This is a genomic window from Candidatus Nitrosacidococcus tergens, from assembly GCF_902810445.1.
GTDB lineage: Bacteria > Pseudomonadota > Gammaproteobacteria > Nitrosococcales > Nitrosococcaceae > Nitrosacidococcus > Nitrosacidococcus tergens.
Genome location: NZ_LR778175.1, coordinates 163,638 through 190,367, shown reverse-complemented (window position 1 = coordinate 190,367; position 26,730 = coordinate 163,638). Strand labels below are relative to the sequence as shown.

The 26,730-nt window shown below is 37.4% G+C and carries 25 protein-coding genes, 1 tRNA gene, 3 pseudogenes and 1 riboswitch; of the genes and pseudogenes, 16 read left to right on the top strand and 13 right to left on the bottom strand.

The features are described 5' to 3' along the window. Positions 1 to 35: 35 nt before the first annotated feature. From hrcA to NSCAC_RS00970, 5 genes and pseudogenes are all read right to left on the bottom strand, one after another. A complete protein-coding gene (hrcA, locus tag NSCAC_RS00985) occupies positions 36 to 1,100 on the bottom strand; it encodes a heat-inducible transcriptional repressor HrcA (protein ID WP_197744586.1) in 1,065 nt (354 codons plus the stop codon). Positions 1,101 to 1,124: 24 nt separating this feature from the next. After that, positions 1,125 to 1,811: pseudogene (dnaQ, locus tag NSCAC_RS08785) on the bottom strand (DNA polymerase III subunit epsilon); the annotation flags it as partial. A 36-nt stretch (positions 1,812 to 1,847) separates the two neighbouring features. Beyond that, positions 1,848 to 2,279 (bottom strand): annotated as a pseudogene (gene rnhA, locus NSCAC_RS08780) (ribonuclease HI); the annotation flags it as partial. Then, positions 2,272 to 3,030 (bottom strand): methyltransferase domain-containing protein, encoded by a 759-nt coding sequence (locus tag NSCAC_RS00975; protein ID WP_197744585.1) that lies wholly within the window; start codon positions 3,028 to 3,030, stop codon positions 2,272 to 2,274. The gene NSCAC_RS00975 and the pseudogene rnhA, both read right to left, overlap by 8 nt. Before the next feature lie 78 nt (positions 3,031 to 3,108). Beyond that, entirely contained in the window at positions 3,109 to 4,089 is a 981-nt protein-coding gene (locus NSCAC_RS00970) for a dihydroorotate dehydrogenase (RefSeq protein WP_197744584.1), read from the bottom strand. 21 nt (positions 4,090 to 4,110) lie between these two features. Between NSCAC_RS00970 and trmL the strand changes: the two genes are divergently transcribed. Beyond that, on the top strand, positions 4,111 to 4,569 hold the full coding sequence (gene trmL, locus NSCAC_RS00965; protein WP_197744583.1) for a tRNA (uridine(34)/cytosine(34)/5-carboxymethylaminomethyluridine(34)-2'-O)-methyltransferase TrmL: 459 nt from the start codon (positions 4,111 to 4,113) through the stop codon (positions 4,567 to 4,569). On the opposite strand, the gene hemF is transcribed toward trmL, so the two are convergent. Genes hemF through purD form a run of 4 tightly spaced genes read right to left on the bottom strand, consistent with a single transcriptional unit; the run spans position 4,559 to position 8,342 of the window. Then, positions 4,559 to 5,488 carry an oxygen-dependent coproporphyrinogen oxidase gene (gene hemF / locus NSCAC_RS00960; RefSeq protein WP_197744582.1) on the bottom strand — a complete coding sequence of 310 codons (930 nt, stop codon included), beginning with the start codon at positions 5,486 to 5,488 and terminating at the stop codon, positions 4,559 to 4,561. The genes trmL and hemF overlap by 11 nt on opposite strands. A 56-nt stretch (positions 5,489 to 5,544) precedes the next feature. Next, positions 5,545 to 6,105, bottom strand: a complete 561-nt coding sequence (locus NSCAC_RS00955) for an L-threonylcarbamoyladenylate synthase type 1 TsaC (RefSeq protein ID WP_197744581.1) — start codon at positions 6,103 to 6,105, stop codon at positions 5,545 to 5,547. 4 nt (positions 6,106 to 6,109) lie between these two features. After that, the gene (locus NSCAC_RS00950) at positions 6,110 to 6,982 is read right to left on the bottom strand and encodes a phosphoribulokinase (protein ID WP_197744580.1); all 873 of its coding nucleotides are present in this window, start codon (positions 6,980 to 6,982) and stop codon (positions 6,110 to 6,112) included. A 37-nt stretch (positions 6,983 to 7,019) separates the two neighbouring features. Further along, positions 7,020 to 8,342, bottom strand: a complete 1,323-nt coding sequence (gene purD, locus NSCAC_RS00945; RefSeq protein ID WP_197744579.1) for a phosphoribosylamine--glycine ligase — start codon at positions 8,340 to 8,342, stop codon at positions 7,020 to 7,022. A gap of 150 nt (positions 8,343 to 8,492) precedes the next feature. Further along, positions 8,493 to 8,590: riboswitch (TPP riboswitch) on the top strand. A gap of 56 nt (positions 8,591 to 8,646) precedes the next feature. On the opposite strand from purD, the gene thiC reads away from it, so the two are divergent. Then, positions 8,647 to 10,521 carry a phosphomethylpyrimidine synthase ThiC gene (gene thiC, locus NSCAC_RS00940; RefSeq protein WP_197744578.1) on the top strand — a complete coding sequence of 625 codons (1,875 nt, stop codon included), beginning with the start codon at positions 8,647 to 8,649 and terminating at the stop codon, positions 10,519 to 10,521. A gap of 58 nt (positions 10,522 to 10,579) precedes the next feature. Here thiC and NSCAC_RS00935 read toward each other — a convergent pair whose 3' ends face one another. Together NSCAC_RS00935 and NSCAC_RS08775 are read right to left on the bottom strand one after the other, a co-directional pair. Beyond that, on the bottom strand, positions 10,580 to 11,485 hold the full coding sequence (locus NSCAC_RS00935) for an ROK family protein (RefSeq protein WP_197744577.1): 906 nt from the start codon (positions 11,483 to 11,485) through the stop codon (positions 10,580 to 10,582). Positions 11,486 to 11,505: 20 nt separating this feature from the next. Then, complete coding sequence (locus NSCAC_RS08775; protein ID WP_232085946.1) at positions 11,506 to 12,117, bottom strand: VanZ family protein; 612 nt, start codon at positions 12,115 to 12,117, stop codon at positions 11,506 to 11,508. 540 nt (positions 12,118 to 12,657) lie between these two features. Here NSCAC_RS08775 and NSCAC_RS08770 point away from each other — a divergent pair. The 3 genes and pseudogenes from NSCAC_RS08770 to lodB form a co-directional block, all read left to right on the top strand. Next, a pseudogene (locus NSCAC_RS08770) lies at positions 12,658 to 13,334 on the top strand (LodA/GoxA family CTQ-dependent oxidase); the annotation flags it as partial. A 6-nt stretch (positions 13,335 to 13,340) separates the two neighbouring features. Further along, on the top strand, positions 13,341 to 14,714 hold the full coding sequence (gene lodA / locus NSCAC_RS00925; RefSeq protein ID WP_232086020.1) for a CTQ-dependent lysine 6-oxidase LodA: 1,374 nt from the start codon (positions 13,341 to 13,343) through the stop codon (positions 14,712 to 14,714). A 2-nt stretch (positions 14,715 to 14,716) separates the two neighbouring features. Further along, entirely contained in the window at positions 14,717 to 15,856 is a 1,140-nt protein-coding gene (lodB, locus tag NSCAC_RS00920; protein ID WP_197744576.1) for a lysine-epsilon-oxidase maturase LodB, read from the top strand. 145 nt (positions 15,857 to 16,001) lie between these two features. Here the strand turns inward: lodB and mutH are convergent, their stop codons facing one another. Then, entirely contained in the window at positions 16,002 to 16,679 is a 678-nt protein-coding gene (mutH, locus tag NSCAC_RS00915; RefSeq protein ID WP_197744575.1) for a DNA mismatch repair endonuclease MutH, read from the bottom strand. Positions 16,680 to 17,109: 430 nt separating this feature from the next. Between mutH and NSCAC_RS00910 the strand changes: the two genes are divergently transcribed. Further along, positions 17,110 to 17,982 (top strand): FkbM family methyltransferase, encoded by an 873-nt coding sequence (locus NSCAC_RS00910; protein ID WP_197744574.1) that lies wholly within the window; start codon positions 17,110 to 17,112, stop codon positions 17,980 to 17,982. Between the two features lie 357 nt (positions 17,983 to 18,339). On the opposite strand, the gene NSCAC_RS08920 is transcribed toward NSCAC_RS00910, so the two are convergent. After that, a complete protein-coding gene (locus NSCAC_RS08920; protein WP_197744573.1) occupies positions 18,340 to 18,768 on the bottom strand; it encodes a CVNH domain-containing protein in 429 nt (142 codons plus the stop codon). Between NSCAC_RS08920 and NSCAC_RS00900 the strand changes: the two genes are divergently transcribed. The 10 genes from NSCAC_RS00900 to NSCAC_RS00860 all read left to right on the top strand — a co-directional run bounded on the left by NSCAC_RS00900 (position 18,755) and on the right by NSCAC_RS00860 (position 26,536). Next, positions 18,755 to 18,934, top strand: a complete 180-nt coding sequence (locus tag NSCAC_RS00900; RefSeq protein ID WP_197745372.1) for a hypothetical protein — start codon at positions 18,755 to 18,757, stop codon at positions 18,932 to 18,934. The genes NSCAC_RS08920 and NSCAC_RS00900 overlap by 14 nt on opposite strands. A gap of 594 nt (positions 18,935 to 19,528) precedes the next feature. Then, a complete protein-coding gene (locus tag NSCAC_RS08855; protein WP_269474123.1) occupies positions 19,529 to 19,663 on the top strand; it encodes a hypothetical protein in 135 nt (44 codons plus the stop codon). Between the two features lie 934 nt (positions 19,664 to 20,597). Next, positions 20,598 to 21,218 carry a class I SAM-dependent methyltransferase gene (locus tag NSCAC_RS00895; protein ID WP_197744572.1) on the top strand — a complete coding sequence of 207 codons (621 nt, stop codon included), beginning with the start codon at positions 20,598 to 20,600 and terminating at the stop codon, positions 21,216 to 21,218. Between the two features lie 1,343 nt (positions 21,219 to 22,561). After that, positions 22,562 to 22,807 (top strand): GmrSD restriction endonuclease domain-containing protein, encoded by a 246-nt coding sequence (locus NSCAC_RS08915; protein WP_197745228.1) that lies wholly within the window; start codon positions 22,562 to 22,564, stop codon positions 22,805 to 22,807. Between the two features lie 180 nt (positions 22,808 to 22,987). Beyond that, a complete protein-coding gene (locus tag NSCAC_RS00885) occupies positions 22,988 to 23,914 on the top strand; it encodes an ABC transporter ATP-binding protein (protein ID WP_197744571.1) in 927 nt (308 codons plus the stop codon). Further along, on the top strand, positions 23,911 to 24,687 hold the full coding sequence (locus tag NSCAC_RS00880; RefSeq protein WP_197744570.1) for an ABC transporter permease: 777 nt from the start codon (positions 23,911 to 23,913) through the stop codon (positions 24,685 to 24,687). The genes NSCAC_RS00885 and NSCAC_RS00880 overlap by 4 nt, the downstream gene beginning before the upstream one ends. 33 nt (positions 24,688 to 24,720) lie before the next feature. Then, the gene (locus tag NSCAC_RS00875) at positions 24,721 to 25,512 is read left to right on the top strand and encodes an undecaprenyl-diphosphate phosphatase (protein ID WP_197744569.1); all 792 of its coding nucleotides are present in this window, start codon (positions 24,721 to 24,723) and stop codon (positions 25,510 to 25,512) included. Positions 25,513 to 25,608: 96 nt separating this feature from the next. Further along, positions 25,609 to 26,037, top strand: a complete 429-nt coding sequence (gene rplM, locus NSCAC_RS00870) for a 50S ribosomal protein L13 (protein WP_197744568.1) — start codon at positions 25,609 to 25,611, stop codon at positions 26,035 to 26,037. Positions 26,038 to 26,058: 21 nt separating this feature from the next. After that, positions 26,059 to 26,448, top strand: coding sequence for a 30S ribosomal protein S9 (gene rpsI, locus NSCAC_RS00865; protein WP_197744567.1), 390 nt, complete (start codon positions 26,059 to 26,061; stop codon positions 26,446 to 26,448). Positions 26,449 to 26,462: 14 nt separating this feature from the next. Then, positions 26,463 to 26,536: transfer RNA gene (locus tag NSCAC_RS00860), tRNA-Gln, on the top strand. Positions 26,537 to 26,730: the final 194 nt, after the last annotated feature.

Sequence of the window (26,730 nt, the reverse complement as noted above, 5' to 3'; positions counted from 1 at the left end):
AAATAATTTGATAAATTATAGATTTTTATTAAAAACTAGCTATGCTGATTAAGTGCATTACCTAATAATTGAGCAGTAATATCCACTAAGGGAATAACCTGCTCATAATTCATGCGGATAGGACCAATGATCCCAAGAACACCAATAGCACCCTTAGACCCACCATAACTGGCGGTTACTACACTACAGCCATTAAAAACTTGGTAGCCAGATTCTTCACCAACAAAAATTTGAATTCCATCTGCGTTTAGGCATTGATCAAGTAAATGAAGAATATCTTGTTTTTCGCTAAAAGCATTAAATAATTGTCGTAGTCGTTCTTTATCAGAAAAATCAATATAGTCTAATAAATTTGTTTGGCCAGTTACGATACAATCTTCTGTTTTAGTTTGGTTAGCTGAAAATACTTGATTTGCTACCTCTATTGCAGTATGGATGATTTGATCTACATTTTCTTGGACTTCAGCCATTTCCTTAATTAGATGCCAACGCACAGCATATAAATCTTTACCTTTAAAGATACTGTTAAGATAATTAGCAGCTTGCTGCAACTCTGATATTGAATATTTCTTTGTTACATAAATAATACGGTTTTGTATTTCGTACTCATTAATCACTAAAACTGCAAGTACTCTATTCTCTGATAGGGGTAAAAATTCTATTTGACTTAAAGTAAGATATTCTCGGCGAGGTACCATTACTACTCCTGCAAAGCGACTAATCTCTGAGAGTATTTGCGAGGCAATAGTTAATAGAGACTGAGGATCAGCATTTGCATCTAGCTGAGTTTTCAGTATCTGAACGGAATCCACACTTAAAGTTTTAGGGTTAAGTAGAGAATCAATAAAAAACCGATACCCTTTAGCAGTAGGAATTCTACCAGAAGAGGTATGAGGAGAAAACACAAACTCTAGCTCTTCTAGATCTGCCATCGTATTGCGAATGGTAGCCGGACTCAAAGCCAACTGGCTTTCCCGAGAGAGCATCCTTGAACCTATGGGTTCCCCATCTCGTATATAGCATTCTACAATTGTTTTAAGTATATATTGAGAGCGTTCATTTAGTACTACTGTACTGTTATTATGATTTAATTGAAGCATAAGCTTAAGTACTTACTAATCTTTCTACCATGAAAAAGTACTATGATTTACTAGCCACTGTTTATGAGCTAATTTTTCCTCTTCATTTGGTTCTAATACTTTCAGTCTTGCTCGATCAGTTGAAATACGATGAATCTCTTCTTGATGTGGTTGCTCTTTTTGGTGGTCATAAGAAGACTGGGTTATTCCAAATTTTAAGCCTTCTTGCCCTCTTGTCATAGCTAGATATACTTCAGCAAGTAACTCTGAATCCAAAAGAGCACCATGTAGTTCTCGATGAGTATTATCAATTCCATAACGTTTGCATAGAGAATCTAAATTATTTTTTTGCCCTGGATGACGCTGTCGTGCTAACCGGAGTGTATCTATTACTGTACAGTAAGAACTTATTCCCTCCCATTCTATATTAACTCTCTTTAATTCACTGTTTAAGAAACCAATATCAAATGAAGCATTATGAGCAATTAGTTCTGATCCGCAGATGAACGAAACAAAATCATCAGCAATTTCTGAAAAAGATGGCTGATTTACTAAAAACTCATTAGTCAATCCATGAATTTTTATTGCCTCTGCATCAATTTCTCGCCCTGGGTTAATATACCTATGGAATGTACTGCCTGTTTTACGGCGATTAATAAGCTCAATACAACCGATTTCAATCACTCTATGCCCTTCTTCAGGCTTTAATCCAGTAGTTTCTGTATCAAATACAACTTGCCGATCTACATTTTCTGGATGGGTTTTTTTAATTGCATTTCTTGCAATAAAATCCGCTCGCTCATTTTCTGGGTGACCGTTATGGCTACGCACCCAATGCCATTCTATTTTTTCATACTCTGTAACAATTTCATCAAGCTTTTGCCACAAATCTATATTTTTTACAGATCGATTTTGATTTGTTTTCCATCCTCGCTGTTTCCAATTGAATATCCACTGCGTAATTCCTTGGCGTAAATATTCAGAATCAGTAGTAATATCAATTGAATTAGGTGCTAACTCTAGTGCTTTGTTAAGTGCTTTAATAGCAGCAGTAAGCTCCATACGGTTATTTGTGGTATTAAATTCAGCTCCAGATATTTCCTCTTTTTTCCCTTGATAACAAATCAGAGCACCCCAGCCGCCAGGGCCTGGATTTCCTAAACAAGCTCCATCTGTAAAAATTTTTATTTTTTCAATCATGAAAATGTACTTGGGCTACTGGTTCCACTACTCCCGAAATTTCCACGCCACCTTGTTTTTCCCATTTAAGATCTACTGGATTTAAGCGAACTACTTCCTTATTAGCAATTAGCAAATAACCTTCGAAAAAAAAAGGAGACAAGTAACATTTAGTATTAACCAAAGAATATAGATTTTTTATTAATCTAGAACACTTCGCAGTCGAATGAAATAAAAAATAACGGGATTTTACCACTTTAAACCCCAATAAAGCTAGCCATCTTTGAATATGAGTTAGGCTATAAAAGTGTCCATACCAAGGTATTTGTTCACCTTTATAGGGAAAAAAGCGGCGAATTCCTAAAAAACTCCATGGGTTTAAGCCCAGAATAATCAATGTACCATTAGGGATTAACACTCGCTGTACTTCTTGTAATAAGAAGTGAGGGCTAGGAGCGTATTCTAAGGTATGAGGTAGCAATACAACATCTATGGTTTCAGAACCAAAAGGTAAAATATCTATTTTGGAGATAACATTGGGCATCTGAGAGTTTTTCGATATTTCTATATCTACAATAACTTGATCTAAAATATAACTAGAAGATAACAGATTTATCTCTTTATTTAGAGATCCTAGCTGAATAATATGATAACCAAATAAGCTAGGAAGAATATTGCCTAGTTCTAATTGTTCCTCTTCTAATAAGCGTATACCTGAAGAGGTGTTAAACCAAGCATAAAAGCTTTGACGGGATAAATGATTAAAATCCATTATCTCTTATCTTAGCTAGTTTATGAAGGAAGAGAAATTTAATCCTAAAGTTATTTAGCTAAATAATCTTCTCTATTTTTAGCATGTAATTTCTCCACTATGTAAGTTACCTGTAATCTGATCAATATGTGTAAAACCATGTTTTTCCATATAACCTATAATACCAGCATTGATTTTAGGGCAAATCAACGGATCATAAAATAAAGCAGTCCCAATACCTATAGTAGTGGCCCCAGCAATAAGAAACTCTAAAGCATCTCTAGCGGAGGTAATACCTCCTTGACCAATAATTGGTACATTATGATTCTTACACACCTGATAGACCTGATATACCTTAAGTAGTGCTATAGGTTTAATTGCAGGACCAGATAATCCTCCTTGAATATTGCCTAAAACTGGAGCTCTATTTTCAATATCAATACTCATGCCAGTTAGGGTATTAATGACTGCAAAAGCATTAGTTCCTGCCTCAAGGCAGCGACGTGCATTTTCTTCAATGGAAGTTTGATTTGGAGAGAGTTTAGTAATGAGTGGTTTAGAAGTTACTTTACGGCAAGCTTCAACCACTCGGGCAGACATATTAGGATCATTGCCAAAAATAACCCCTCCTTCTTTTACATTAGGGCAAGAGATATTGATTTCAATTGCACTAATAGAAGAGTTATCAAAGCGACGAGTAACTTCCACATACTCTTCAAGGGTTGCACCAGAGACATTAGCAATATAGTAAGTTTCACTAAAGTCCAATTCTGGTAGAATATGCTTGATTACATAATCAACTCCTGGGTTTTGCAATCCAATAGCATTTAACATCCCTGCGGGAGTTTCGTAAACTCGATGAGGATTATTTCCTAGCCGAGGTTTTGCAGTGATTCCTTTAAGACAAACTGCCCCTACATCTTGATTAGAAAACCCAACTACTCGAGTATATTCTTCTCCAAAGCCAACACAACCTGAAAGTAATACAATAGGACTTTGTAGATTAAGGCCGCAAAAATTTACTTTCAATCGATCTAGATTTGTTTTATTTACATCCGCGCTTGTTAGCAATTCAGTCATGGATTAATTTAGATTACTACTATGTTTCATATTGTTTTATTTGAACCTGAAATTCCACCAAATACAGGAAATATTATTCGCTTGTGTGCTAATACGGGATCCTATCTGCATTTAATTGAACCTTTAGGATTTACACTCAATAATAAACAGCTACGCCGTGCTGGGCTTGATTATCATGAATGGGCAGAAATAAAGGTACATCCAAATTTAACCTCTTTTCTATCTACTACAAAAATAGATCGTATATGGGCTTGTTCTACTAAAGGTCAACAACTCTACCATCAAGTACAATTTAAACCTAATGATGCCCTATTATTTGGTCCTGAAACGAGAGGGCTTCCTAAAGAAATTTTAAATATATTCTCCAAAGATCAAATTTTAAAAATCCCCATGGTACCTCATAGCCGAAGTTTAAATCTATCTAATGCAGTAGCTATCATAGTTTATGAGGCTTGGCAACAGCAAAATTTTAATTTTTAGCCATTGCTAGCCAATCTTGAGGGCGAAGAAACTTTTCATAAAGTGAAGATTCTGGTGTTCCAGGATCTGGCTTCCAATCATAACGCCATTTAACCAGTGGCGGTAATGACATTAAGATAGATTCAGTACGCCCACCAGATTGAAGCCCAAATAAAGTCCCCCGATCATAGAGCAGATTAAATTCCACATACCGTCCTCTGCGATAGAGTTGAAAATCCCGTTCTCTATCTCCATAGGATATATCTTTACACCGCTGTACAATAGGCAGGTAAGCAGGTAGATAATGATCGCCTACACTTTTCATAAAACTAAAACAATGATCAAATCCCCATTCATTTAAGTCATCAAAGAATAAGCCACCTACTCCCCTCGTTTCATCTCGATGCTTTAAGTAAAAGTACTTATCACACCATTGCTTATATTGATCATAAACTGAATCTCCAAAAGGCATACAGGCTTTCTGCGCAACCTGATGCCAATGTATTGCATCTTCCTCAAAAGGATAATAAGGAGTTAAATCAAATCCTCCTCCAAACCACCATAAAGGAGCAGTATTTTCTTTGGTTGCTACAAAGAAGCGCACATTTGCATGGGAAGTAGGTATATAGGGATTACGAGGGTGAATCACAAGAGAAATCCCTAAAGCCTCATAATGTCTACCCGAAAGCTCAGGTCGTTGAGCAGTTGCGGATGGGGGAAGGCTTTCTCCAAAAACATGGGAAAAATTCACACCACCTTGCTCTAAAATCGCCCCATTAGTACATACTCTAGTACGTCCTCCACCGCCACTAGTTGATCGCTGCCAGTTATCTTCAACAAAATGAGTAGCACCATCTTCCTGTGCTAATGCATTACAAATTTTGTCTTGTAAATTAAGTAAATAGCTTTTAACTATAGCAACATCAATATTAGAATCCATACTCTATTATAAAAAACCTATTTATATGTTTACCCTAATTAAAGATAGGATTTATTTTAGCGTATTTGCTTTCCTGTTTTTCCATCAAAAATATCACTAGGATTAACTCTATCACTGGTTTCTCCCCCAAGAATAAAGTCAACCTGCCTATGGAAGTATTTATATACCTGAAAGGTAGTTCTTGCTGGCGATTGTCTAGTATGATTAGCACTGGTAGAGACAATTGCACCGTTTACTGCTTCACACAAGGAAATCACAATAGGATGATTAGTTACCCGTACTGCAAGTGTATTATGTTTTCCTCTCAACCAAGAAGGTACATTTAGTTTAGCAGGTAATAACCAAGTGGTTGGACCTGGCCAAGTGTTAGCTAGCCGATCTTTGATTTTACTAGGTAGAGGAAGTAAATAGGGTTGTAACTGGGAAAAATTAGCAGCAATAACAATTAATCCCTTAGCTCTAGGGCGTTCTTTAATATGTAATATTCGCTCAACTGCCTTTCTATTTAGAGGATCACAACCTAAACCAAAAACACCCTCTGTAGGATAAGCAATAATTCCCCCATTATGAATAATATAGGCGGCAACCCGTATAGATATATTTAGAGTTGCCGCCATAAAACTAGCTATGCTCCTGTTTTCTTGCCATTATGTCATGAATAATAGGGGTGAGTACTACTTCCATAGCTAGTCCCATCTTTCCCCCAGGTACTACAATAGTATTTGCTCGGGACATAAACGAGCCATTGAGCATATTTAGGTAATAAGGGAAATCAGCCATGTGGGGATCCCTAAACCGAATCACTATATTACTTTCATCTGGAGTAGGGATATCTCTAGCGATAAAAGGATCAGAGGTATCTACCAGCGGAACTCTTTGGAAGTTAATATGAGTATGGGTAAACTGTGGGCAAATATAATGTACATAATCTGGCATCCGCTTTAGAATAATTTGTACTACTGCTTCAGAAGAATAACCCCGATTGAGGCAATCCCTATGAATTTTTTGAATCCATTCTAAATTAACGACTGGTACGACTCCTATGAGTAAATCTACATAGCGAGCCACGTTGACTTGATCAGTAATAATTCCACCATGTAATCCTTCGTAGCAAAGCAAATGGTTATCTGGATCTATAGACTCCCATGGGGTAAATGTACCTGGAGCATGTCCATAGAGTGCTGCCTCTTTATCATCATGGACATATAACCGTTTCTTCCCTGTACCATGTTCTGAATACTCTTTAAACAAAGCCTCTAACTTATCTAGCTCATTAGCATCTGGACCAAAATGAGTAAGTATCTTCCCTTGAGCTTCGTATTCTGCAGTTTTTTCTTTCATCGCTTGCCGATCATAACGATGAAAACTATCTCCCTCAATGACTACAGGTTTAATATCTTCCCGACGAAACATATCATTAAAAGCATGTTTTACAGTAGAAGTGCCTGCCCCTGATGAACCAGTTACGGCAATAATAGGATGTGCTACAGACATCAATTTCTCCTAAATAAAATAGACTAAATAAAAATCTTTAATTATTTTTATGGGTTTCTTGTAAGTGATTTTCCCTAGCAATGGCTCGATACCCAATATCTGTACGATAATAGCTATTTTGCCATATGATTTTCTGTACAAGACTATAAGCTGTTTTTTGGGCTTCAGTGATAGAATCACCTAAGCTACATACACATAATACTCGCCCACCAGCTGTTAAGATACGCCCTTCTTTTTCAACAGTACCTGCATGAAATACTTTACTCATACCATCAAACTCATCAGATGAAGGTAATCCATAAATTAGATCATTGACTGGATAGGAGCTAGGATAACCTTTTGCTGCCATAACTACTCCTAATGCAGCTTTAGAATCCCATTCTATAGAGGTTTTATCTAAATTTCCCTCTATAGCCTTCATGCACAACTCTGCTAAATCTGATCGCAGTCGCATCATAATGGGCTGTGTTTCAGGATCACCAAAACGGCAATTATACTCTAATACTCTAGGGGTACCAGACTCATCAATCATCAAACCAGCGTATAAAAAACCCTTATATGGATGCCCCTCTTTTGCCATCCCGTGTATGGTAGGTAATATAATTTCTTGAACTACCCGGTGATAAATTGCTGTAGTAATCACAGGGGCTGGCGAATAAGCACCCATTCCTCCTGTATTAGGACCTTTATCCATATTATCTCGGGCTTTATGATCTTGAGAACTTGCAAAAGGTAAAATATTTTTACCATCTGCCATTACAATAAAACTAGCTTCCTCCCCAGTTAAAAACTCTTCTATGACAATTTGTTTACCTGCCTCGCCAAATACATTATCTAGTAAAATGCTTTGCACTGCATCAACCGCTTCTTCATAGCTATGGGCGATAATCACTCCTTTCCCTGCAGCTAAACCATCTGCTTTAATGACAATAGGCATGGTTTGGCTATGAATATACTCAATCGCTCGATCTATAAGTTTTATATCAAATACTTGATACCGTGCAGTAGGAATACCATAGCGGGTTAAAAAACTCTTGGCAAAAGATTTTGATTCTTCTAGGCGAGCGGCTAGTCGATGAGGCCCAAAACAATTTAAACCAGCCTTTTCAAAAGTATCTACAATCCCTAATATTAAAGGAGCTTCCGGACCTATTATCGTAAGTTCAACTTGCTTTGATAAGGCAAAATCAACCAAAGCAGCTACATCATCTGCTTTAGTTGGAATATTTTTTACTTTAAACTCCAATGCTGTTCCAGCATTACCTGGTGCTACATAAACTTGGCTTATTTGGGGTGACTGAGCAAGCTTCCATGCCAATGCGTGCTCACGACCTCCACCACCGACTACTAAGGCTTTCATAGGTTAAAAAATCAAAATTCAATAATTAAGGAAGAAAATATATTCTAAAGCGTTAAAAACTTAACCACTAGTGTAGCATTGCTCTAATTTGGCTATACTTAGCGTATAGAAAATTGTTTCAAGATCTTTTATCTTGATATTTTCAAAATTATTTTTTGCTAGGGGTGTCGAATGAATTATTCGGCTGAGAGAGTCCCTTTGAACCTGATCCGGTTAATACTGGCGTAGGAAAGCTGATAGTTACTCATATCTTCCCAGTAATACTGCCGGTTTTATCATATACAAAACCTTAAGGAGATAAGTTATGAGTGCTATCCTAGAAAAATTTTTATCTACCCAAGCCCGAGTAGATGAGAGTGCTATCCAACCGCTTCCTAATTCCCAGAAAATTCATGTCACTGGCAGCCGCTCTGATATTCAGGTACCTATGCGAGAAATCTCTCTCTCTAATACTCAACTTAACAATAAGCAGGAAAAAAATCTACCACTCACTATTTATGACACCTCTGGTCCTTATACTGATCCAAAATCCTCCATTGACATCCGAAAAGGCTTAACTGAAATCCGCAAACCTTGGATTGAAGATCGAGAAGATACCCAACGATTACCTCAAACTAATTCTCAATATAGCCACCAACAAGCTAATGATCCTAGCTTAGATCACTTACGTTTTCCAAATAAAAAGCTACCTCGGAAAGCAAAAAAAGATTGTAACGTTACCCAAATGCACTATGCTAGACAAGGAATAATCACCCCTGAGATGGAATTTGTAGCAATTCGGGAAAATCAACGGCTATCTGAATACAAAGCACAATGCTTTAGACAACATCCTGGTCAATCTTTTGGTGCTCAATTACCTAATGAAATTACCCCTGAATTTGTACGCTCAGAAGTAGCTAAAGGTCGAGCAATTATTCCAGCTAACATTAACCACCCTGAAATTGAACCCATGATCATTGGGCGTAATTTTTTAGTCAAAATTAATGCCAATATTGGTAATTCTGCCATTACTTCTAGTATTTCCGAAGAAGTAGATAAAATGACTTGGGCAATTCGCTGGGGTGCAGATACTGTAATGGATCTTTCCACTGGTAAGCATATCCACGAAACCCGAGAGTGGATTATTCGAAACGCTCCTGTACCTATTGGCACTGTTCCTATTTACCAAGCTTTAGAAAAAGTAGGCGGAATTGCTGAAGATCTTACTTGGGAAATTTTTCGAGATACTTTATTAGAACAAGCAGAGCAAGGCGTAGATTACTTTACGATTCACGCAGGAGTACGCCTTGCTTATGTACCACTTACCGCAAGCCGTCTTACTGGCATTGTTTCTCGTGGTGGCTCCATTATGGCTAAATGGTGTCTTGCCCATCACCAAGAAAATTTCCTCTACACTCGTTTTGAGGAAATCTGCCAAATTATGAAGGCTTATGATGTTTCCTTTTCTTTAGGCGATGGGTTACGCCCAGGTTCCATTGCAGATGCTAATGATGAAGCTCAATTTGCAGAACTAGAAACCTTAGGAGCACTTACCCAAATTGCATGGAAACATAATGTGCAAACTATGATTGAAGGTCCTGGTCATGTGCCTATGCACTTAATTAAGGAAAATATGGATAAACAGCTTGCTTGTTGTGGTGAAGCACCTTTCTATACCCTTGGACCTTTAACGACTGATATTGCTCCCGGCTATGATCATATTACTTCTGGGATTGGTGCTGCTTTAATCGGTTGGTATGGTACTGCCATGCTATGTTATGTGACTCCTAAAGAGCATTTAGGGTTACCTAATAAAAGAGATGTGAGAGAAGGGATTGTTACCTATAAAATCGCTGCTCATGCGGCAGATTTAGCTAAAGGGCACCCAGGGGCTCAAATTCGAGACAATGCCCTTTCTAAAGCCCGATTTGAATTTCGCTGGGAGGATCAGTTTAATGTTGGGCTAGATCCTGATCGTGCTAGGGAATACCATGATGAAACGTTACCAAAAGAATCTGCAAAAACCGCTCATTTTTGCTCCATGTGTGGTCCTAAATTCTGCTCCATGAAGATCTCTCAGGATGTACGAGATTATGCAGCAGAAAAAGGGATAGAAACAGATTCAGCTTTCACTCAAGGTATGGCAGAAAAAGCAGCTGAATTTCGTCATCAGGGTAGTAAAATCTATCGAGAGGCTTAATAATATTAAAGAAAAGAAGAGGATTTTTTAGATCCTCTTCTTTAAAATTACCTGATTGCTATTTTATATTCCATAACCAAGCAGCACCACGTACACCACTAGAATCTCCGTAGAGAGGTGGTACAAGCTGGGTATTGATTTCATCAGAAAATACATAATTTTTCCACTGTTTAGGTACGTTACGATAAAGTCGCTGGAGGTTAGATAAACCACCACCTAATACGATTACATTAGGATCTAGAATGTTAATTATATGAGCTAGGGAGCGAGCCAGTCGATCTTCATAAAGTTGCAGCACTACTTCACAGATTTGATCTCCTTGACTTGCTTTTAAGTCGATTTCTTTAGGATTGAAAATCTTACCACTTACGCTTTGATAATCCCTTGCTAACCCTGGACCTGAAAGCCAAGTTTCAATACATCCTTTTTTGCCACAGTAACAATCAGGGGGATGAGTAAATTCTTCCCTATGAGACCAAGGCAGTGGATTATGCCCCCACTCTCCTGCAATAGCATTAGCTCCTGTAAGGATTTTTCCATTTATCACGATACCCCCGCCAGTACCAGTACCAATAATCACCCCAAATACAACCGCTGCACCTGCTGCTGCCCCATCAGTTGCTTCAGATAGTGCCAAACAGTTAGCGTCGTTTTCTAATCGAATAGATCTTTGAAGTAATTTTTCTAAGTCTTGCTGTAAGGGTTGACCATTGAGACAAGTGGAATTAGCGTTTTTAATTCTACCTGTAGCTAGGGAAAGTGCACCCGGTGTACCAATACCTACTGTCCCTTGCTGTCTTAATTCCAGCTCTGTTTCCAGTATCAAGGAGCAAATAGCCTTTAAGGTGGCTTGATATTCTCCTTGAGGAGTAGGTTTTCTTCTTCGTAATAGTACTGCCCCTGAATCATCCAAGGCAATCAGCTCAATTTTTGTACCACCTAAATCTACTCCAAGCCGAATCACTTTCTATCCCAAAATCTCATCTATAAAAATTTTAACAGTAAATTTTCTACCCAAATTAGCCTTATTTTTTTAGCAGCTCGATACAATCCATAGCCGCTAAAAACCCCTAAAGTATCCGCTAGCATGTCTCCATACTCAAAGTCTCGCCCAGTAAGATCCTGTAAAAACTCTATAGCAACCCCTAAAGAGATAAAAAATATCCCAAACCATAGATGGAGTCGAGTTGGATAAATTTGGCTAAACCACCAAGCCAATAACCCATAGGCTAAAAAATGTTCCATTTTATCTTGATAGGCAATCAGGAAATTCAAATCGGCTAGCGAAGGGGTAAGACTCAAATAAATAATACCTATAACCCCTAACCAACCTAAGAAACGCCATAATTTTAAAAGTTTAAAATTTTCCATGAAAAACTCTAGGTAAGTACTAAGTTGACTAAATAGTCGGATAAAAAATAACCAAACGATTAGCAAGATAAAAATAATATAGAGTTTAAAAAAACCATGATGAGCTAGCCAAACTCTAAAGTGGGGTAAAGAGGGAATATAGCTTAGCCAAACTACCCCAGCAATGCCTAACCAACCAAATAATCGCCATAGCTTTAAAAGCCTAAGATTTTTCTCATAAGTCATTATTCAATTTTTAAGTTTATAAACACTAAAGAAAACAAGCTTACATCCCATCTAGATAATAGTTAACCTTAAATTAAGGAAAAGGAGAAAAAAATCATGAATTATATTTCACTAAAAATTACTTATAAAATACTGATTAGAAAAATTTATCTTCATTTGCTTTATGCAATAAAGTTTATATTATGCTATTAATAAGATAATCTTAAATTCTTCACAAAAATAGCAAATGGAATCATTGAAAAGTATGTTTAGCATGATTTAAAGGGGTTACAAAAATGGCTCAAAACTATCATTTTACCCTGATAGCAGATGATACTATGCTCCGAAAAATATAGAGCTAGCCTTAATAAAAATAAAAAATGATTTTACAACTTCAGCTAAAACAATATACAAAATCAGCATTTAAATTAGACACTATTCATTCTACAACTGGGTTTTTCGTTATCCTTTTTTTTATACCAAAACACAATATTTCATTAAATAAAGCATCCTTATTTATTTTCTAAATTAACCTCATGTATTACATTAGGAGACTAAATTGTGAGTTATACATATCTTCTATCTCTCTCCATTGGTATAGCCCGATTAGGTAATAGCACTACCGATTTTTATCTTGCCCCAACTAAAATTGGTGGGCTACCAGTAGAGTGTGATTCTCATGGCAACGTAATGGGCACGGCATTTTCTTCCTTCAGAGACTCTGATGGAAGAGTAAAACGCCAAGCACAACCATTTCGCATTCTGCGCACCAAAGATAATAAAAGCTATGAAGAGATTACACTTTCCACTGCAGAGGTGGCCTCTATTAATTGGAAAGTACACCTTGCAAATAAAAAAGCCGCTTGGTATCAATTTTCTGAATTGGCAGGAAACTTACTGTTAGGTGAAAATAATAGCTATAAAAACCAGAAAACTCCTCTTAGAAATCCTAAGGTTAAAGATTTTTCTAAACGCCAAGAGAGCTTAATTATTGATCCTGGTCCACGTACTTTGAGTGGAGCAAATCAAAGTATTGAGGTTGATCGCAACAGTATTCCATCGGATTATTCTCATGGTAGTTTTCCTAGTCCCAACCCTAAATACGGGCGAGCAATTAATTCCTTGGGTACGCTTAAGACTGATAGCGAAGGTCGTCTACTTGTATTAGGTGCTTATGGTCGTGCGATAGCTATGGTGGTGCAGATACTTGGTATGATGACATTGCTGATGGTCCAGTTTACTGTATGGTAGAGCTCACAGACGGTACCTCTATCAACTTAAGTAGCTGGGTTGCCTGCTGTTCTCCTAATTTTGCACCAGAAATTGTTAATATCTCTACACTAGATGATACGATGTTTGATGTTGGTGTGCGTTATTTTAACCTAGTACCGGATATATATAGGGATAAAACAGGGTGGAATACAGATTTTATCGCTAACTACCAGCGTGACATTTTACCTATTATTCAACGTATTTCACGTTATCAATGGGTCTCAAACGTGCAATCAATGAGCTCTTTTTGCTCATATATTTTTGATTTTAGTGATCCTTCGCCTGAAAATGCTGTAAACCGTCAGCAATACTTCTCTTACTTCCGTAAACCTACTATCTACACATCAAATGGGATTAAAGGTGAAAGCAATACCTTATTTAGCGAAGATCATGTTCCAATAATGCCACTAAATTCAGGTAGCAATTCAGTCAATAATGTGAATGTTGAAAAATTTTTAACATTAAACGAGACGCAGTATTTTTTACTCTCCCAGTGGGCAGCGGGAAAATTTATCAATAATCCGCACTATAAGCCTTATCCTCATTGCCTTGATACTAAGGCAGCGATGGGTAACTGTGTAGGGTTACCTTTGTCTCCTGGTATCGAAGTGACTTGGAGTGTACTAAATCCAGCTATTTATGCTTCGCCTTATCATATTGCCCAATTTGGCAGCGAGGAAGATTATCAAATGAGCGGTCTTTCGCCCTCACGGGATGAAACTGAAGATAGAAAGAAAGAAAAAGATAGAGGATGCGAGCCAGGTGATCTAACTAAACGCATGGCCATTCCTTGGCAAGCTGATTTTTTCAATTGTACAGTTCAGTATGTAAATTTTACTGATCCTAGCCGTAATAAGGATGAAGGAATGCCGGTACCTCCAACCTATTATGCTTATTGGTGGCCTCCACAAGCACCATGGGATGTGCTAACAGGCGATCTGACAGCTGAAGAGCAAAAACTTGCTGGTACCCCTGCTGGAATCCAAGTCAACTATCTTCGTGGTATTAACAGCTATATACAAATGGTCCGCGAATGGTCTTCTCTTGGCTTTGTCCGCAATCAAAATTCAACGCCAACTTCTGATCAATTTCCGTATTTTACAGAAACAGAACGTTTGCATGATAAATTTGAATTCTATGAGATGCCAATAAGCTGCGCTAGTCATAATCCAGATGATGCTGAAACAACCATTCCTATTTGGTATTTAAAACCAGAGCAAAAAGTATCTCAGAAATACACTGAATCATTGCGCATACGTGTTGAAGAAGAGATGTTTAAGGAAATTACTATAGCCGAGTCGCAGCGACAAGGTACACCTCGTAGTGGCAGAAAAGCCCGCTTCTAGTCATGGACAGACCTTTACTTGGAGAGGTAGATGTTGCAATCATAGGTGGTGGACCTGCAGGCTCCTCTTGTGGGCTTACCCTACGCACCTATAAACCTACTTACCGGGTAGCATTGATAGAATCCTCAACTTACAATGCTACCCGATTAGGGGAAAACGTATCATCTGCACTTTTGCCTCTGTTGAGTTATCTAGAGATCAAGGAACATCTTTTTTCTCAAACGACTTATAGGGAGTGCTTTGCAGTAAAAGCCTATTGGGGGAATAATACCCCACTGCTACAGCATTCTCTCCGCCATTGGATGGGCGAGAGTTATTTGCTAGATCGCCAATATTTTGATGTGATGTTAGCTGAAACTTTTTGCGGAAGAGGTGGAAAACTATACCTCTCGTGCCGAGTAGAAGCGATACTTCCATTAGAAGATAAAAATGTAGGCTATCTATTACAGTTGCGGCATCGATCAGGTAAACAGTTTGCTCTAAGTGCACGATTTCTAGTAGATGCAACGGGGAGAAAAGCTAATATCGCACGAAAATTAGGAGCAATCTCTACACGATACGATTCCTTAATTGGTGTAAGTCGGTTCTTCAGTGCAAACTCAGCGACTTCTTGGTCGCAGGATATTATCATCGAAAGTGCACCAGAAGGATGGTGGTATTCCGCTCCATTGCCAGAAAATCGCCTAGTAGTCACATTGATGACAGATGCCAAGCTGTGGAGAGAACAAAGACAGGACGATAATCTTGGTTATTGGGAATTATTACTAAAACAAGCACCCAATAGCTATACTAGAATACGGCAAGCCGCTCTCACGGCAGATACCAAATTAACCTTACGCCTTGCTCATACCCACGTCCTTAACGAGGCAATAGGAAAAAACTGGCTATCTGTCGGTGATGCGGCAGTAAGCTTCGATCCGCTCTCTTCATTAGGGATTGGTTTTTCAATGCACTCAGGATGCCATGCGGCACGAGCTATAGTTAGTAATCTAGAAAGTAGGGAAATCGATAGTTTGTGTCATTATAACGATTCCATTAAAAAACAATTCACAGAATATCTGCCTATATGGCAACGCTATTATCGCTATGAGAATCGCTATTCCTACTCTCCATTCTGGAAAACTCGGCATGAGCAACCATGATTTATAGGTTACGTTAAAGATATGATGATAAAATAATAGCCGTCTTGCACAAAATTTTATTATATTACTTCAAGCTGAAGCTTTAGCCTAAAGAGTTATATACTTATTTTAATTTTACGCTTATAACAGTTACTATTTCTTATTCTTAATACATGTAATAGCTTGATAGGATAGCACGAGTGAATATGCAACGTAAATAAAATCCCTTATAACAAGCAGAGATATAATTCCCGTCCTCACTCATCTTTTTATAGCTTGCTCGGTTATTAGCTGTAGGACGAATTTGTAAATATACTCCTTGATGACTAGTAATTTCTGATAATTTTCCTAAGCTTGCCATTTCAATTAACTCTTCCCAATCGCTTTTTAATATTTCCTGCTGCTTAAGCGTAGGACTCCAAAGTAAAGGCATGCCAATCCGTCGTTTTGAAATTGGGATATAATTTTCTGCTTCTACTGGGATCCATAATACCCTATTTAATTTATAGTAAACCCTGCTTTGCTCCCACAAAGTGTTCAAATCACCTAAAGGTAAAGTACACACAAATGTTGATTCCTTGGGTTGGCTATTTTGTTTGAGCGGTAAAGTTTTTATTTCAATCCCTAACTGAGGGAAATCAGGGATAGGTCGAGTGCTTGCTTTAGCACCTAACGCAGTTTCTAATAAATTACCTACCCATCCTCTAGCGTGATACAAATTTTTAGGTACTGCCCAGTTTAATCTGGCCGCTACTTCATCTAAGGTTAGCCCAGCAAATTTTTGTGCTTTCGCTAATACTTCCTGTTCATCGGTAAGATCAGTAATCTCATGGGATAAAAACATTCTTATGATAGTCTAAGCGATGATTATCTCTTGGCATAGGAATTTATTGATAGCTAGAATAGCTTTGGTCTTTAAAGCTATTTCAGTTTAATTTTTATTTTAATAAATATAAATGATAAGGATAGAAAATTATCATGCAAGTACAAAAAGAGAAATTGAAAAATATTATTAAAGGAGGAAAATAATATATTGTTCCTCTATTTCAAAGAGCTTATAGCTGGAAAGAAAAACAATGAGAGACGCTATGGGAAGACCTAATTAATTTAAACGAATTGAATACTGAAAAAACTCACTTTATAGGAGCTATCGTATAGCTACTCATTCTAATTCTTCGTCTGACTGGAAACAAACCACGGCTTAAGTGTATAGACTTACAGAATACTTTGGGATATTTTATACAAAAATGTTCGAATAAGCTTGGAGAACATGTATGAAAATACTAAGAATTATTACGACTATCATTAAACATCCTCTGAATAAAGGCGGCAGGATAAAGGGGATAGCAAGATTTCTGTTGTGGCAGATCGGAACAAGGTTAATTAAAAGACCTGTTGTAGTGAATTATGTTAACAATTCACGGCTGATAGTACAAAGGTCCATGCGTGCTGCAACGGGTCATATCTATTATGGGTTGATGGAATTTGTAGAAATGTCCTTCATACTACATTTTCTGAAAAAAGATGACTTGATTATAGATGTCGGCGCTAATATAGGCTCATACTCGATTATTGCTGGTTCTCTCGATGCGAGGTGCATATCATTCGAACCAATCCCAAACACGTATAAGCACCTTAAAGACAATATAGCAATTAACTCTTTTCAAGATAAAGTCCAATGTTACAATATGGGACTTGGTGATACAAATGGCAACCTATTTTTTACATCAAGTTTAGGTCCAACCAATAAAGTTGTAGGAGAACAAAGCGTTGCTGATATTCCAACTGTTTTAGTGAGGGTTTGTAAATTAGATGATTTTATTGAGGATTCAAAACCAACTGCAATTAAGATCGATGTAGAGGGATTTGAAGAAAATGTGCTGAAGGGGGCCTCTGAAACGTTAAACAGTGATTCATTATTAGTGGTTATTATAGAGACCTTTGGAAGTCCTAAATTTGATAGTTTAATGCTTGGATATGGATTCAAACCGTTTACGTATTCGCCATTCGAAAGACAATTAATTCCTATAACAAATGATTACCCAAAAAAGATATTCAATAATACAATTTATATCAAGAATATAGACGAAGTTCATAACCGAATAAAAAATGCACCTAAATTTAGAGTTTTAGAAAAAGAAATATGAGTTTTTCTTTTTAACCCATTGGCATAAAAGGGCCATAATGCGCAACACGAGCTCCGCTTAATGGCGGGGCTTTTTACACTGGAGGTGAATTATGGGCTCTTGATATATAAGAACCTGAGAATTCCGATTGATAATGTCTTCACATTCGACGACGATACAAGCAAGATTACGATCACGCCGGTACCGTATCAGGGGCATAGGAAAAATAAACGACCTTTTCCATAAAAATAAATGGAAAGTACTGAAAGTTGGAAAGATGGAATGTACTGAAGGCTCGGCTGTCAAAAAATGTGATAATCGATCGAAACACGATCATTAAGACTAGAATACCCCTGATACAAGTAAGGCGTTATTTACTTATTTACAGTTCGGACTATCGACCAATTGGCCGTTGCAGTTTGTAACTTGGTGCTGATAACCACTATAGCTGATAGTAGAAGGAGTGGCCGACCAGCTGCCATCAGCTTTTTGACAGGTTGCAGTCAGCTTGTTATTCGCTATGGAAGCATCCTTACAGGTTCTTGCAAAGGAACCTGTGGCACCCGTGCATACCAAATTGCCATCGACATTACTAACGTTTCCTACGCAAGAAGTTGCAAACGGTAGTTCGGTACTATTTTTTGACCCATTGAAGCGGGTACAGCTTGCAGTCAATGTCTCCTCATTCAGAGCAATATTTGTGCAGGTCTGTTGGTACGATCCTTCAGGATTCGCTGCAAAAGCAGATATTTGAAACGCAAATGACAAAAGAAATAGGGTGACTACCGAAATAATGTTTCTAATCATTATAAAGCCTCAATTAAATTTAGTTATAAAAAGAACCTTAGGAACACATACCGTAGTCATTTTAGCGATAGCTACAGGTATGTTCACTGCTGTAGATAAAACTCTACGAATATCATTCTACAGCCTTATTCCTACTTTAACAAATCCTTTTCCTCTATTCAGCTAGGAAGAGGAAGTCAGAGCCTATCACAACCCTACGGGCGTAGGTTTTTTTCTATCCTAGTTAGTGCCAGGGGCGACCGGCACCAATCCCCCATCGACTAATCGAAATGCCAGCAGTGCTGGATCTGATCGACTGCTTAACCCACCTTGGCGCTGACCGCTAGGCAAAGGATGCCAGATGCCATGCCATCTATTCAGCTATGTGTTGCGTATAGTACGGACCATCAATGAGAAAATCGGGAAAATCTGCCGGGTAGTTCACGTTGAGAACGAGCTGGACAGCAAGCCGGTACGCTATAATTTTGAGTACTTGGCTGAAATACTGCTGCTGGTAGCACGTTTGTTGGATGATTGAGCAACAACGTTAGGAGCGAGCAGAACGTGTCAAGCGGCGACATCTTAAGCTATTGCTGGGTGACAAAACAGACAACCTGTGTGGATTCAGCGGACGGTAATTCACCTAGCGCCGACTAGAGGATTTACGCAGGTTGGCTAAACTATGCGGCGATACCCATGAAGGTGAGCGGATGCAGCATTTATCCTGGCCGGCTGACTTTTCTGTTGTTATCTGGCGCGACCAACAGTAGGCCGATGTATTTTGAGGCAAAAGCCTATGAAGCATGAAACAGGCGACAAGAGCAGCTTTAGCGGCAAGGAGTATGCACCATTCTATACCCCTAAAAGTGATACCCTAATTGATCTGTTTGGCATTACCAACCAGGAACAACGCTAAGCTACATTACCAGCTGAGATATAGCGAAGGAGCGGGATAGAGAGCACAAGGAAGCCACTAAATGAGCTGCTGGGGTAGTTAGGGAAACCTATGAGAGCCAGTCTTTGAGCTGCCAGAAGCCCTGCGAAGCACTAGGTATGAGCCGCAGAACTTGGTATATAGTGGGTAAGCTCGTCAGAAAGTAGCATAAGTCCGTCCGTATTACTAATGGCGAAGCCTGAGCGTTTTCGATCCTTGGTTTTAGGTGGTTAAGTATTCTGAAAAATGCGAGTAGCCACAGGGGTTGTGGGTAAGTCACTTGAGACTTATCCATCATTCCGCATAGTGCCTGCAGGGTACGGAATACAGCAGGCGAAATAAATTTGAAGAAGATATTATTGCATGGCAAAAACAAGAAAATTATTCTAGCCTGAATTGTTGAACGCATTGTGAGCAATGCTGGTGGTAGCAGCACTGAATGTCTTGTGATTGTGCTGGGAGCGTGACTCAGATTTTGTGCTACTGAAGGATAAATCGACTGTCCGGCTAAATGTGTCTTTAGGTGGTAGTGTTGAATTACTGGCGACCGGATCGAGGTGGTACGATACTAGAACAGAGAAGGGTAATTGCAGCGCCAGCTGCATTATGGTAGCTACTATTTATCGTGCTAATTATCAAAATATTCAAAAGCTCCTGGTTCAAAGGTTATCTTGGCGAATGGAGCGATATAAACGCGACTGAAACGCGTGCCTACATGAGCAATAAAAATTGTTACCACCGATCAAAGCGAACATAGTTCACAAAACTATTAAAAAATTTTATAGCAATTGTATTGACTATCCACTTCTTTGTTAAGATTAAGGAGTTTACACCATTTAATAAGTTGTATAAAGTACCTCCCTTTTTATTATTTTCTTTTTTTTAAAAGAACCCTATTTCATTAAATAGTTTTATTATGGAAAAACAATATGTTCATTATGGATGTGCTTTAACCGCACCAAAAGAGTGGATTAATTTTGATGTATCACCAACATTACGGATTCAAAAAATTCCCATAATTGGAAAGCTATTAAAAAAGAGATTAAACATCAATTTTCCTAGTAATGTACGTTATGGAAATATCATAAAAGGTTTACCAATAAGAAATAATTCCTGTGATGGAGTTTATTGCTCTCATACCTTAGAAGACTTTAGAAAAGCTATTCGAAATTCATATCAAATTCTAAAAGAAGGCGGTACTTTTAGGTGTGTTGTACCTGATTTAGAACAAGCTGCCAGATCCTATATTACAAAATTAGATGATGGTGATATAAATGCTAGTTTAGGCTTTTTTGATAATACTTTATTAGGTTGGAAAACAAGGCCTAAGGACTTAAAAGGAATTTTAAGGCGATTTGTTGGTAATTCAAACCATCTATGGATGTGGGATCAATACTCTTTATCAGAAGAATTGAAAAATGTAGGATTTAGAGAAGTTAGATTTTGTGAATTTAATGATTGCGAAGATGAAATGTTTAAGCTTGTTGAAGATCATTCACGTTTTATAAATGCTGTAGCTATTGAATGTAAAAAATAAAATCTATATGTAATAGCTCTTTTACACAAAATGGAAAAAAAGAAAGTGGTTTTCCTATATACAGAAATAGCAGCTTACTTATTGGCTTATATCAATGATTTGTAGTGGTTGGATTGATAAACTCTATTTAGCGATTTGTAAGAAACATGTACATCAAGCCAATACCGTATTAACTTTAGACAATCATTGGACAGGTAGTATAAAAAAATAGCTTCTTTAATAGCTCCCTATTTTATTCTAAATAGCTTTAAATATTGTTGGGTGCCTGGATTACTTCAAAAGCCTTATGCTCAAAAATTGGGTTTTAAAAAAGATCAAATTTTTACCGGCTTTTATTCCTGTGATTTCGACTTTTTTCATCAGCAGTATCTAGCCAATGAATGGGCATAGGAAAAATAAACGATCTTTTCCATAAAAATGGAATGTACTGAAAGCTGGCTCGGCTGTCAAACACTGTGATAATTGATCGAAAAATGACTGCATTCCGATTTAGTCAGCTCAGAAAAGTTAAAGATTTTGCTGCTTCAGATGAAAAACGCCCAAGGGTAAAGGCCAGCTTCCTGAATTGACAAGAAGGACAGACAAGACGGTATACTCCACATGATACTGGAGCGCAAATAAATCCATACACAGACCAATGATCAATGCTATTGGATGTCAGTCCAACTGTATTAAAAGTTTTACAGAGACCGTAACATCAATTAGAAGACACTAAATATGATGTTAAAAAGCTTAAGCAAATAATTATTAGTCAAATTTCAGTAGTAAATATTATTTTAGATCCTAATAACAATCCTCATTTAGTCTTGTGAGAGTTTAAATGCGAAAGGACAACTCTTAACCCAAGCAGATCCCATTTGTAATCATCTCTTCATGCATATTAGCGGTGAAGAATAACAAAAGGAAGTTTTTGATAAATATTGGTTCCCTATGCAAGAACTGTTAGAGAATGATCTAATAGAGTTTATTCACTATTTTTTGATAACGAATGGAATAGATCTTAAATAAAGATAATATCTATATATACACTAAAAAATGAAAAGCTAAAAGGTAATGAAAATACTGAAAACATTATTGATTTTATAAAAAAGTAAAACACCTTGATAAAGAAGAGAATATTAATATAAAACTAATATTTATTAGATTAAATAGTATGGGGGTGACTCGATCTTATTCATTAATTCTCAATTTATATAATACCTATACTGAAAATCAAATAAATAGAGATTGTTTTATCCAACTATTTATTAAAGGTAATAGAAGATTACGTAATTAGAAGACATATTTGTGGTCACGTTGCAAGAAATATCAATGAAGTATTTTTAGCTATTTGTAAATAGCCAATTGAGCATCTTGAATCTGTTCTAAAAAAGAAGCATTATCCTAAAAATGAGGAATTCTCTTCTTATTTTTGTAAGGAAAAGCTTTATAAAAAAGGTCAAAACAAAAAGAAGCTGGAGCTAATTTTAAAAATTATCGAGCAAAATTATAACTATGAAAAACCTATATCTCTGGAGAGTTTTGCTATAGAACACATCATGCCACAGAAACTGACACCTTGGTGGGAAGAACACTTAGGTTCCGATTAGAAAGAGATTCATGAGCAATATCTCCACACTATAAGCAGCTTAACCCTTACAATTAAAAGTCTTCTAGAAATAAATAGATATTTAGATCGTATTGAAAAATGGAGAAAAGACGAAATGGAAGCAAGGGCAGAAATACTTGCTAAAAAAGCTCTAGAAATTTGGCCTTATCTTGGTGACTAAATGGATGCACTTGTTATAGAGAACTTACAAAAAGTTTATCGCAATCAATTTACTGCACTTAAGGGAATTAACCTTAGAGTAGCTCAAGGAGATTTTTTTGCTCTGCTTGGCCCTAATGGTGCTGGAAAATCTACTACGATTGGGATTTTAAGCTCTTTGGTTACCAAAAGTGCAGGTAAAATTTCTGTGTTCGGGATGGATTTAGATGAGCAACCTGAACAAGTAAAAAGTGTAATTGGGCTTGTCCCTCAAGAATTTAACTGTAATGGCTTTGAACGGATTTTCAATATATTAGTAACCCAAGCAGGCTATTATGGGATTAAAGCAAAAACCGCTCGAATTAACGCCGAGCAGCGACTCAAACAATTAGGGTTGTGGGAAAAGCGTAATGAGTATTCCCGTAATTTATCTGGGGGGATGAAACGGCGTTTAATGATTGCTAGAGCTTTAGTCCACAATCCAAAGCTACTGATTTTAGATGAGCCTACCGCAGGAGTAGATATTGAACTGCGCCGATCCATGTGGCAGTTCCTTCGGGAAACCAATTATGCAGGTACTACCATTATCTTAACTACTCACTATCTTGAAGAAGCAGAGCAATTGTGTCGCAATATTGCCATTATCGATCATGGCACTATCGTAGAAAATAGCTCTATGCGGGTTTTACTAGAGAAATTGAATCAAGAAACTTTGATTCTTTACTTGAAACAGGAAATGAATACTGCCCCTATTATTTCTGGCTATCTGCTTCGTCAGGTGGATGATACCACTTTAGAGGTAGAGATAAAGAAAGGAGATAGTCTCAATAACTTATTTACTGGTTTATCTGAAGCAGGAATCCAAGTACTCAGAGTGAAAAACAAAACAAATCGTTTAGAAGAATTATTTGTTAATTTAATTAATAAAGGTAATACTGCTGCTCTATGAATAGTTGGAAGCGATACTATATTACCTTTAATACCTTAGCAGGTCGAGAAATCCGGCGCTTTATTCGGATTTGGATTCAAACCCTACTTCCCCCAGCAGTGACCATGACTTTGTATTTTATCATCTTTGGCGGTCTTATTGGTGGACGGATTGGACCGATGGAAGGGTTTAGTTATATGGAGTATATTGCACCTGGGCTAGTAATGATGGCCATTATTAATCATTCTTATATGAATGTAGTTTCTTCTTTATTTAGTGCAAAATTTCAGCACTATATAGAAGAACTAATTGTTTCTCCTACCCCTCATAGCATTATTTTATTAGGCTATATAACAGGTGGGATAGTACGAGGATTAATGGCTGGAATCATTGTTTTTTTCATTGCTAGCTTTTTTACTCATATTAAAATAGAGCACTTATTATTGACCTGCTTAATAGCAGTTTTAACTGCTGGGGTATTTTCCCTAGGTGGCTTTATTAACGCTATTTTTTCTAAGGATTTTGATGGTATTTCTATTGTCCCTAATTTTATCCTTACACCTCTAACTTATCTAGGTGGAGTATTTTACTCAATTAAATTGATGCCTGCATTTGGGCAAGTAGCTTCCTTATTTAATCCTATTTTTTATATGGTCAATGGATTTCGCTATGGCATGCTTGGATCTTCTGATGTGAATATCCAAGTTGCCCTTGCTATTATTCTGTTTTTTTTAATTGTACTCAGTATTACTGCCCTTTATTTATTAAATAAAGGTGTAGGGATAAGAACATAATTCAACTATAAGAATATAAAAGGTATTATTTTCATGGAATTTACCCATACTTTAGCTCTTGCCATTTTACAAGGATTAACTGAATTTCTCCCTATCTCCAGCTCTGCTCATCTTGTCTTGCTACCTAAATTTTTAGGCTGGGAAGATCAAGGAGTAGCCTTTGATGTGGCTTTACATGTAGGTACCTTATCTGCTGTTATTTTTTATTTTCGATCTGAATTATCAAAAATGACTAAAGATTGGTTTAAATCCTTAGTTTCTTTTAAATTAATTGGAGAAAGTCGGCTTGCTTGGGCTGTCTTGTTTGGTACTATTCCAGTAGGATTAGCGGGACTTATGGTGCATGATATTGTAGATAATGCTCGCTCGACTGCCGTACTTGCTTGGAGTACTATTATTTTTGGTCTATTGTTAGGCTATGGGGATATTACAGGTAAACGAGCCCGAAATGAGTATAGTCTTACTTGGAAAGACATAGTGATTATTGGAATTGCTCAAGCAGTAGCGCTCATTCCAGGTACTTCTCGTTCGGGTATTACAATGACGGCAGGTCTGATGTTGGGGCTTACCCGGGAAGGGGCCGCACGGTTTTCTTTTTTACTCTCTATTCCAGTTATTGTTCTTGCAGGAGGATTAGAAGGATTTGGACTACTCCGTCATCCTGAAGCAGTAGAGTGGAGTGCGTTAGCTCTAGGCACTTTAGTATCTGCCTTAGTGGGTTATTTGTGTATCCACTTTTTTCTGAAAGCCTTACAATATATGGGTATGATTCCTTTTATGATATATCGCCTAATATTAGGTGGTATTATACTGTGGTTATTATAGATTTAGCCCTAAGGTATTTAGGGTTGCCTTGACAATATCAATGTTAATCCATATAGTTTTTGATTTTAATTTAGATAGTTGCGGGAGCAATAACGGATGAAGACCTTTAGTGCCAAGCCTAAAGAAGTACGGCGCGATTGGTATCTAGTAGATGCAGATGGGAAAACTCTTGGGCGTTTAGCCAGTGAAATTGCCCGTCGTTTACGAGGAAAACATAAAGCAATTTATACTCCTCATGTAGATACCGGAGATTACATTATTGTAATTAATGCAGGAAAAATACGTACAACAGGTAGAAAATTAGAACAAAAACGCTATTATTGGCATAGCGAATATCCAGGTGGGATTAAATTTCGTACCTTAGCACAGCTTTTAGATCGTATGCCCGAGAGAGTAATAGAAACTGCAGTTAGAGGGATGCTACCTAAAAATCCTCTAGGTCGTGCTATGTTTCGTAAGCTAAAGGTTTACGGTAACGCAGATCATCCTCACACTGCGCAACAACCCCAGCCTTTAAACATTTAACTAGGTTATAAGCATTTAATTATGGCAGAAAAATATTATGCTACGGGCCGTCGTAAAACGTCTACTGCCCGGGTTTATTTAAGCAAAGGCAGCGGGAATATTGTTATTAACCGCCGTAGTATAGATGAGTATTTTGGTAGAAAAACATCACGAATGGTTGTTCGCCAGCCCCTAGAACTTGCTACTTTAAGTGAAGAATTAGATGTACAAGTTTTTGTCCGAGGAGGAGGGAATAGCGGTCAAGCAGGGGCTATTCGTCATGGTATCGCTCGTGCACTTATAAATTACAATGAAACTCTAAAACCTTCTTTACGTAAAGCAGGATTTGTCACTCGAGATGCACGAGCTGTTGAACGTAAAAAAGTTGGACTTCATAAAGCAAGAAAAGCTCCACAATACTCGAAGCGTTAATAACGTTTCGATTTTGGGGGATCGTCTAGTGGTAGGACAGTGGACTCTGACTCCACGAACCTAGGTTCGAATCCTAGTCCCCCAGCCAAGGGATAAATTTAAAATAAAAATAATCCTATCTATTTCATAGGGATACTGTGTTCTTTTAAAGAATTTAGAATTAATTTTCTATTATTTATAAACAACCCCTTGTAATTATTTATTTAGTTTTCTATGATACGCAAGAGTACTAAGGGTGGCGTTTTCGCATTAGCGTAGTAGTTTTTATTCCTTCCAAACTGA

Excerpts from the sequence above, each read along its gene's own strand:
- hrcA (WP_197744586.1), bottom strand. The coding sequence starts at position 1,100 with ATGCTTCAATTAAATCATAATAACAGTACAGTAGTACTAAATGAACGC.
- NSCAC_RS00975 (WP_197744585.1), bottom strand. The coding sequence starts at position 3,030 with ATGGATTTTAATCATTTATCCCGTCAAAGCTTTTATGCTTGGTTTAAC.
- NSCAC_RS00970 (WP_197744584.1), bottom strand. The coding sequence starts at position 4,089 with ATGACTGAATTGCTAACAAGCGCGGATGTAAATAAAACAAATCTAGAT.
- trmL (WP_197744583.1), top strand. The coding sequence starts at position 4,111 with ATGTTTCATATTGTTTTATTTGAACCTGAAATTCCACCAAATACAGGA.
- hemF (WP_197744582.1), bottom strand. The coding sequence starts at position 5,488 with ATGGATTCTAATATTGATGTTGCTATAGTTAAAAGCTATTTACTTAAT.
- NSCAC_RS00955 (WP_197744581.1), bottom strand. The coding sequence starts at position 6,105 with ATGGCGGCAACTCTAAATATATCTATACGGGTTGCCGCCTATATTATT.
- NSCAC_RS00950 (WP_197744580.1), bottom strand. The coding sequence starts at position 6,982 with ATGTCTGTAGCACATCCTATTATTGCCGTAACTGGTTCATCAGGGGCA.
- purD (WP_197744579.1), bottom strand. The coding sequence starts at position 8,342 with ATGAAAGCCTTAGTAGTCGGTGGTGGAGGTCGTGAGCACGCATTGGCA.
- thiC (WP_197744578.1), top strand. The coding sequence starts at position 8,647 with ATGAGTGCTATCCTAGAAAAATTTTTATCTACCCAAGCCCGAGTAGAT.
- NSCAC_RS08775 (WP_232085946.1), bottom strand. The coding sequence starts at position 12,117 with ATGACTTATGAGAAAAATCTTAGGCTTTTAAAGCTATGGCGATTATTT.
- lodA (WP_232086020.1), top strand. The coding sequence starts at position 13,341 with ATGGTAGAGCTCACAGACGGTACCTCTATCAACTTAAGTAGCTGGGTT.
- lodB (WP_197744576.1), top strand. The coding sequence starts at position 14,717 with ATGGACAGACCTTTACTTGGAGAGGTAGATGTTGCAATCATAGGTGGT.
- mutH (WP_197744575.1), bottom strand. The coding sequence starts at position 16,679 with ATGTTTTTATCCCATGAGATTACTGATCTTACCGATGAACAGGAAGTA.
- NSCAC_RS00910 (WP_197744574.1), top strand. The coding sequence starts at position 17,110 with ATGAAAATACTAAGAATTATTACGACTATCATTAAACATCCTCTGAAT.
- NSCAC_RS00900 (WP_197745372.1), top strand. The coding sequence starts at position 18,755 with ATGTTTCTAATCATTATAAAGCCTCAATTAAATTTAGTTATAAAAAGA.
- NSCAC_RS08920 (WP_197744573.1), bottom strand. The coding sequence starts at position 18,768 with ATGATTAGAAACATTATTTCGGTAGTCACCCTATTTCTTTTGTCATTT.
- NSCAC_RS00895 (WP_197744572.1), top strand. The coding sequence starts at position 20,598 with ATGGAAAAACAATATGTTCATTATGGATGTGCTTTAACCGCACCAAAA.
- NSCAC_RS00885 (WP_197744571.1), top strand. The coding sequence starts at position 22,988 with ATGGATGCACTTGTTATAGAGAACTTACAAAAAGTTTATCGCAATCAA.
- NSCAC_RS00880 (WP_197744570.1), top strand. The coding sequence starts at position 23,911 with ATGAATAGTTGGAAGCGATACTATATTACCTTTAATACCTTAGCAGGT.
- NSCAC_RS00875 (WP_197744569.1), top strand. The coding sequence starts at position 24,721 with ATGGAATTTACCCATACTTTAGCTCTTGCCATTTTACAAGGATTAACT.
- rplM (WP_197744568.1), top strand. The coding sequence starts at position 25,609 with ATGAAGACCTTTAGTGCCAAGCCTAAAGAAGTACGGCGCGATTGGTAT.
- rpsI (WP_197744567.1), top strand. The coding sequence starts at position 26,059 with ATGGCAGAAAAATATTATGCTACGGGCCGTCGTAAAACGTCTACTGCC.